The sequence below is a fragment of the Pedococcus sp. genome (genome assembly GCF_036554925.1).
Taxonomy (GTDB): domain Bacteria; phylum Actinomycetota; class Actinomycetes; order Actinomycetales; family Dermatophilaceae; genus Pedococcus_A.
In genome coordinates this window covers 1-5,824 of sequence record NZ_DATBMI010000192.1, presented here as the reverse complement: position 1 = coordinate 5,824, position 5,824 = coordinate 1, and the positions used below count along the sequence as shown (strand labels likewise).

At 69.8% G+C, this 5,824-nt stretch carries 8 protein-coding genes and 1 pseudogene; 8 read left to right on the top strand and 1 reads right to left on the bottom strand.

The window, feature by feature from the left end; all coding sequences use genetic code 11:
• From VIB11_RS15065 to map, 6 genes and pseudogenes are all read left to right on the top strand, one after another.
• Positions 1-236 (top strand): annotated as a pseudogene (locus tag VIB11_RS15065) (30S ribosomal protein S5); the annotation flags it as partial.
• Positions 236-418, top strand: a complete 183-nt coding sequence (gene rpmD, locus VIB11_RS15060) for a 50S ribosomal protein L30 (RefSeq protein ID WP_332032187.1) — start codon at positions 236-238, stop codon at positions 416-418. The pseudogene VIB11_RS15065 and the gene rpmD, both read left to right, overlap by 1 nt.
• A 2-nt stretch (positions 419-420) precedes the next feature.
• Entirely contained in the window at positions 421-903 is a 483-nt protein-coding gene (gene rplO / locus VIB11_RS15055) for a 50S ribosomal protein L15 (RefSeq protein ID WP_332032185.1), read from the top strand.
• A 197-nt stretch (positions 904-1,100) separates the two neighbouring features.
• Positions 1,101-2,414 (top strand): preprotein translocase subunit SecY, encoded by a 1,314-nt coding sequence (gene secY, locus VIB11_RS15050; RefSeq protein WP_332032183.1) that lies wholly within the window; start codon positions 1,101-1,103, stop codon positions 2,412-2,414.
• Positions 2,414-2,977, top strand: coding sequence for an adenylate kinase (locus VIB11_RS15045; RefSeq protein ID WP_332032181.1), 564 nt, complete (start codon positions 2,414-2,416; stop codon positions 2,975-2,977). The genes secY and VIB11_RS15045 overlap by 1 nt, the downstream gene beginning before the upstream one ends.
• Positions 2,977-3,819, top strand: a complete 843-nt coding sequence (gene map, locus VIB11_RS15040) for a type I methionyl aminopeptidase (RefSeq protein ID WP_332032179.1) — start codon at positions 2,977-2,979, stop codon at positions 3,817-3,819. The genes VIB11_RS15045 and map overlap by 1 nt, the downstream gene beginning before the upstream one ends.
• A gap of 21 nt (positions 3,820-3,840) precedes the next feature.
• Here the strand turns inward: map and VIB11_RS15035 are convergent, their stop codons facing one another.
• Positions 3,841-5,229: an FAD-binding oxidoreductase gene (locus VIB11_RS15035; protein ID WP_332032177.1), complete on the bottom strand. Its 1,389-nt coding sequence runs from the start codon at positions 5,227-5,229 to the stop codon at positions 3,841-3,843.
• 198 nt (positions 5,230-5,427) lie between these two features.
• On the opposite strand from VIB11_RS15035, the gene infA reads away from it, so the two are divergent.
• Together infA and rpmJ are read left to right on the top strand one after the other, a co-directional pair.
• Positions 5,428-5,649 carry a translation initiation factor IF-1 gene (gene infA, locus VIB11_RS15030; RefSeq protein ID WP_006946284.1) on the top strand — a complete coding sequence of 74 codons (222 nt, stop codon included), beginning with the start codon at positions 5,428-5,430 and terminating at the stop codon, positions 5,647-5,649.
• A gap of 64 nt (positions 5,650-5,713) precedes the next feature.
• Positions 5,714-5,824 (top strand): 50S ribosomal protein L36 (gene rpmJ, locus VIB11_RS15025; RefSeq protein WP_010148647.1); only part of this gene is annotated, 111 nt, incomplete at its 3' end.

The following is a 5,824-nucleotide window of genomic DNA, read 5'->3' as shown; positions in this document are numbered from 1 at the left end:
CCGGTGGCCCGGTGCGCGCCGTGCTCGAGTGCGCCGGCATCCACGACGTGCTCAGCAAGTCGCTCGGCTCCAGCAACGCCATCAACATCGTCCACGCGACGGTCGAGGCCCTCAAGGGCCTCGAGCGGCCGGAGGCTGTCGCCGCCCGCCGCGGCCTGCCGCTGGACGAGGTTGCCCCGGCCGCCATGCTGCGCGCCCAGGCAGCCGGTCGCGAGGCCGCGAAGGCTGGTGCGTGATGGCGCGTCTGAAGGTGACCCAGACCCGTTCCGAGATCGGTGGCAAGCAGAACCAGCGTGACACGCTGCGCAGCCTCGGTCTGAAGCGCATCGGCGACGTCGTCGTCAAGGAGGACCGCCCCGAGATCCGCGGGATGGTCCGCACGGTGACCCACCTGGTCTCCGTCGAGGAGGTTGACTGACCATGGCCGAGAAGAAGAAGGCCACCGAGGCTGCTGCCGGCGGGAGCGCCCTGAAGGTGCACCACCTGCGTCCCGCCCCCGGCGCCAAGACCGCCAGGACCCGTGTGGGTCGTGGTGAGGGCTCCAAGGGCAAGACGGCCGGCCGCGGCACCAAGGGCACCAAGGCCCGCTACCAGGTTCCGGAGCGCTTCGAGGGCGGCGCCATGCCGCTGCACATGCGCCTCCCGAAGCTGCGTGGCTTCAAGAACCCGTTCAAGGTGCAGTTCCAGGTGGTCAACCTCGACCGCCTCTCGGCGCTGTACCCCGACGGCGGCGACGTGACCGTGGACGACCTGGTCAGCAAGGGTGCTGTGCGCCCGGGCCACCCGGTCAAGGTCCTCGGCACCGGCGAGATCTCCGTCAAGGTGAATGTCACCGCTGACAAGTTCTCGGCCACCGCCAAGGAGAAGATCGAGGCCGCAGGCGGCTCGGTCGCCTCCGCCTGACACAGAGCACTGGCGGGAACCCCACCGGAACCCGTCCGTTCATGAAGTAGCAAACGAGCGCCCCGGGCGCCGGGCCCAGCGGTCCGGTGGCCCGGGGCTACTCGCAGGAGCGGTAGAGTCCCCGGCGACGGGGGCGGGGTATCGTTCCTTGGATTGTCAGTCACACCCGCGGTGATGCCGCGCCACCAGGAGGACCAGTGCTTACCGCCTTCACCCGTGCGTTCAAGACGCCGGACCTGCGCAAGAAGCTGCTGTTCACCCTCGGGATCATCGTCCTGTTCCGGCTCGGCAGCCTCGTCCCGGTTCCGGGCGTGAGCTACACGGCCGTCCAGAACTGTCTCGCGGACGCCCCGAAGAACACCGGGGTCCTCGGCCTTGCCAACCTCTTCAGCGGCGGGGCCCTGCTGCAGCTGTCGATCTTCGCGCTCGGGATCATGCCGTACATCACGGCGAGCATCATCGTGCAGCTCCTCACCGTGGTCATCCCGCGGTTCGAGGCCCTCAAGAAGGAGGGTCAGCAGGGGCAGGCGAAGATGACCCAGTACACCCGCTACCTGACCATCGGTCTGGCGGTGCTGCAGTCCTCCACGCTGATCACGTTCGCCCAGAACCCGCAGAGCCTGTTCGGCGCCACCTGCACCAACATCCTGAGCAACGACTCGATCCCGACGCTGGTCATCATGGTGCTGACCATGACGGCGGGCACCGGCCTGGTCATGTGGATGGGTGAGCTGGTCACCGACAAGGGCATCGGCAACGGCATGTCGCTGCTGATCTTCACCTCGATCGCGGCGACCTTCCCGAGCTCCCTCTGGGCCATCCAGCAGCAGGAGGGCCGCTGGGACATCTTCCTCGGGGTCATCCTGCTGGGCTTCCTCATCATCGCGCTCGTCGTGTTCGTCGAGCAGAGCCAGCGCCGCATCCCCGTGCAGTACGCCAAGCGCCAGGTCGGCCGCCAGATGTACGGCGGCACGTCGACCTACATCCCGCTCAAGGTCAACATGGCCGGGGTCATCCCGGTCATCTTCGCCTCGTCGCTGCTGGCCCTGCCGACCCTCATCGCGCAGTTCAACCGGTCCGCCACGGGCGACCAGCCGGGCTGGGTGACCTGGATCGACCAGCACCTCGTCACCGGCGACGACCCCGTCTACATGCTGATCTACATCGGGCTGATCCTGTTCTTCACGTTCTTCTACGTGTCGATCACGTTCAACCCGACCGAGGTCGCCGACAACATGAAGAAGTACGGCGGCTTCATCCCAGGAATCCGTGCCGGGCGACCCACGGCCGAGTACCTGGACTACGTGATCACCCGCATCACCGTCCCTGGGGCCATCTACCTCGGCCTCGTCTCGCTGATCCCGCTGATCGCGCTGGTGCTCGTCGGCGCCAACCAGAACTTCCCGTTCGGTGGCACCTCCATCCTCATCATCGTCGGTGTGGGGCTGGAGACCGTGAAGCAGATCGAGTCCCAGCTGCAGCAGCGTCACTACGAAGGGTTCCTCCGCTGATGCGTCTGATCATCGTGGGCCCCCCGGGTGCCGGCAAGGGCACCCAGGCCGCCCGCATCGCCGCCAGCTTCGGCATTCCTGCCATCTCCACCGGCGACATCTTCCGGGCCAACATCAAGAACGAGACCGAGCTCGGGCTCAAGGTCAAGGACATCCTCGCGTCGGGTGGTTACGTCACCGACGAGATCACCAACGCGATCGTGCGCGACCGCCTCCGCGAGGCCGACACCGAGCCGGGCTTCCTGCTCGACGGCTACCCGCGCACCCTCGCCCAGGTCGACGCGCTCGACGGCGTGCTCGCCGAGGACGGCCACGTCCTCGACGCCGTCCTCGAGCTGACCGTCGACGAGGACGCCGTCGTCCAGCGCCTGCTCAAGCGGGCCGAGCTCGAGGGGCGCTCGGACGACACGGAGGAGGTCATCCGCGAGCGGCAGGCGATCTACCGCAAGGAGACCGCTCCGCTCACCGACATCTACGCCCAGCGCGGGCTCCTCGTGCAGGTCGACGGCATGGGCGAGGTCGACGAGGTCGCCGCTCGCATCGAGGGAGCGCTGCGCTCCTGATGTTCGGCCGGTCCCGTATCGAGACCAAGACCCCAGACCAGATCGAGCGGATGCGCCGGGCCGGGCTGGTGGTGGGGCAGACGCTGCAGCTGATGGCCCAGACCGTCCGCCCGGGGATGACGACCAAGGCGCTCGACGAGCTCGCCGAGGAGCACATCCGCGGCTGTGGCGCCGTGCCGTCGTTCCTCGGCTACCACGGCTTCACGGGGAGCCTGTGCACGTCCGTCAACGACGAGGTCGTGCACGGCATCCCCGGCTCGCGGGTCCTCGAGGAGGGCGACCTCCTCTCCATCGACTGCGGTGCGATCGTCGACGGCTGGCACGGCGACGCCGCGATCTCCCTGGTCGTGGGCGGTCGCGACGCCGGCCGCCCCGAGGACCTCGCGCTCATCGACGCCACCGAGGACGCCATGTGGGCCGGCATCGCCGCCCTGGCCGTGGGCCGGCCCCTGTATGCCGTGGGCGCGGCTGTCGAGGACAGCCTCACCGCGGCGTCCGACCGGCACTCGCGCGAGTACGGCATCGTCGAGGAGTACGTCGGCCACGGCATTGGCACCGAGATGCACCAGGACCCACAGGTCCCGAACTACCGGGTCCGCGAGAAGGGCCCGACGGTGCGCTCCGGGGTGACCGTCGCGATCGAGCCCATGGTCACCCTCGGCACGGCCGAGACCCGGGTGCTGGGGGACGACTGGACCGTGGTGACCACGGACGGCTCGCGCGCGGCGCACTGGGAGAACTCCGTCGCGGTCACCGACGAGGGGATCTGGGTGCTGACCGCCCTCGACGGCGGCAGGGCGCGGCTGGAGGCGGCGGGCGCGGCATACGCACCGCTCTCCTGACCCCGGCGGGCCCCGCCCTGCTCAGACCAGGCTCGGCACGATGTTGTGGTTGTGGCGGAACACGTTGTCCGGGTCCCACACGCGCTTCACCTCGGCCAGGCGGGTGTAGTTCCGCTCACCGAGCCCGGCCCTGACGCGTTCGGTGCCCTCGTCGCCGATGAAGTTGAGGTAGACGGCCCCGCTGGACCAGGTCCGCACGGCCTCCCGGATGTCCCGGGTCCACTGGATCACGCGGTGGTCGTCCGCGGGGTCGGCCCAGAGCCCGAAGGGGTGGACCACCCAGGGGCTCGAGCGCCACGGCACCGGCCAGTCGTCGGTGGAGCGGCCTGCCGCCCCGCCGGCGGCGAACAGGGCGGACTGGGCCGGCGCGGGGGAGATCAGCTGCTCGGACAGCCGGCAGAAGGCGGCCACCGCCTCGTCCGGGAGCCGCTCGAGGTGCTCCGCCGACCAGTAGTTCCGGTAGCCCGGAGGGTCGTCGAGGGAGGACTGCAGGTCGGCGTACGACATCTCCGCGATGAGCTCCGCGACCGGTCGCTGCGCCAGCAGGGGGGCGATGACGTCGCGTGCCGCAGCCTCCGGCCCGACGAAGACGACCACGGCGGCGCAGACGAGCCGGCCCGCCAGGTCGGCAGGGACGAAGTCCTCCTCCGGCGCGGTCATCCAGAGGATCCCGCCGCCGATCTCGTCGGGGCCCTGCTCGAAGAGGTCCCGCACCGCGCGGACCGCTGGCTCGGCGTCCTCGGGACGCCACATCAGCAGCGTCAGCGTCACCGCTGCGACCTCGTGCAGCCGGAACGTCAGCGCCGTCGCGACCCCGAAGTTGCCGCCGCCGCCGTGCAGGGCCCAGAAGAGGTCCGGGTTCTCGTCCGCACTGGCGGTGACCGGCTCGCCCGCCGCGGTGACCAGCTCCACCGAGAGGAGGTTGTCGCAGGCCAGCCCGAACCTCCTGTCGAGCCACCCGGTGCCGCCGCCGAGGGCGAAGCCACCGACCCCGGTCGTCGACACCCGGCCGCCGGTGGTGGCCAGCCCGTAGGGCTCACAGGCCCGGTCGAGGTGGCTCATCGTGGCGCCGCCGCCCACCGTGGCCGTGCGTGCCGAGGGGTCCACGGTGACGCCGCACATCCGCCGGAGGTCGACGACCAGCCCGCCGTCGGCCAGGGCGGTGCCCGCCACGCCGTGGCCGCCCCCGCGCACGGCGACCTCGAGGCCCTCCGCCCGGGCGAGGGCGACGGCGGCCGCCACGTCGTCGGGGGAGGCGCACTGGGCGATGACCGCCGGCCGCCGGTCGATCATGGCGTTGAACAGCACCCGTGCGTCGTCGTAGCCGGGGTCCGCGGGCAGCAGCACCTGCCCGGCGAAGTGCTGACGCAGGCCGGCGATGCCGGCGGGGGAGGGTTCCGGGGTGCTCATGGCAGACTCCTCGGTGGGCGGCAGGGCCAGCGTGACCCTCACGCCCGCGGCCTGTCACCCACCAATGGGGTGACCCTCGCCGATTTCGCCTGTTCGCCCTCCTCCTTTAGACTGGTGCGTCGGCATGCGTCTGTGCGTGTGCCGTGCAGTTGTGCCTGTCCCAACCAGGGGTGGGCCGCGTCACGGATTGTGGAGGATATGGCGAAAAAGGACGGTGTCATCGAGATCGAGGGCACGATCGTGGAGGCTCTGCCGAACGCGATGTTCCGCGTGGAGCTCACCAACGGTCACAAGGTTCTCGCTCACATCTCGGGCAAGATGCGTCAGCACTACATCCGGATCCTCCCCGAGGACCGGGTGGTCGTTGAGCTGAGCCCCTATGACCTGACCCGCGGCCGCATCGTCTTCCGCTACCGCTGACGAAGCAAGACCACGCCGCCCCGTCCGGGGCGGCGGTGCCAGATCGACATAGACAGCAGAGGCAATGAAGGTTCAGCCGAGCGTCAAGAAGATCTGCGACAAGTGCAAGGTGATCCGCCGTCACGGCCGGGTCATGGTGATCTGCGAGAACCTGCGCCACAAGCAGCGCCAGGGC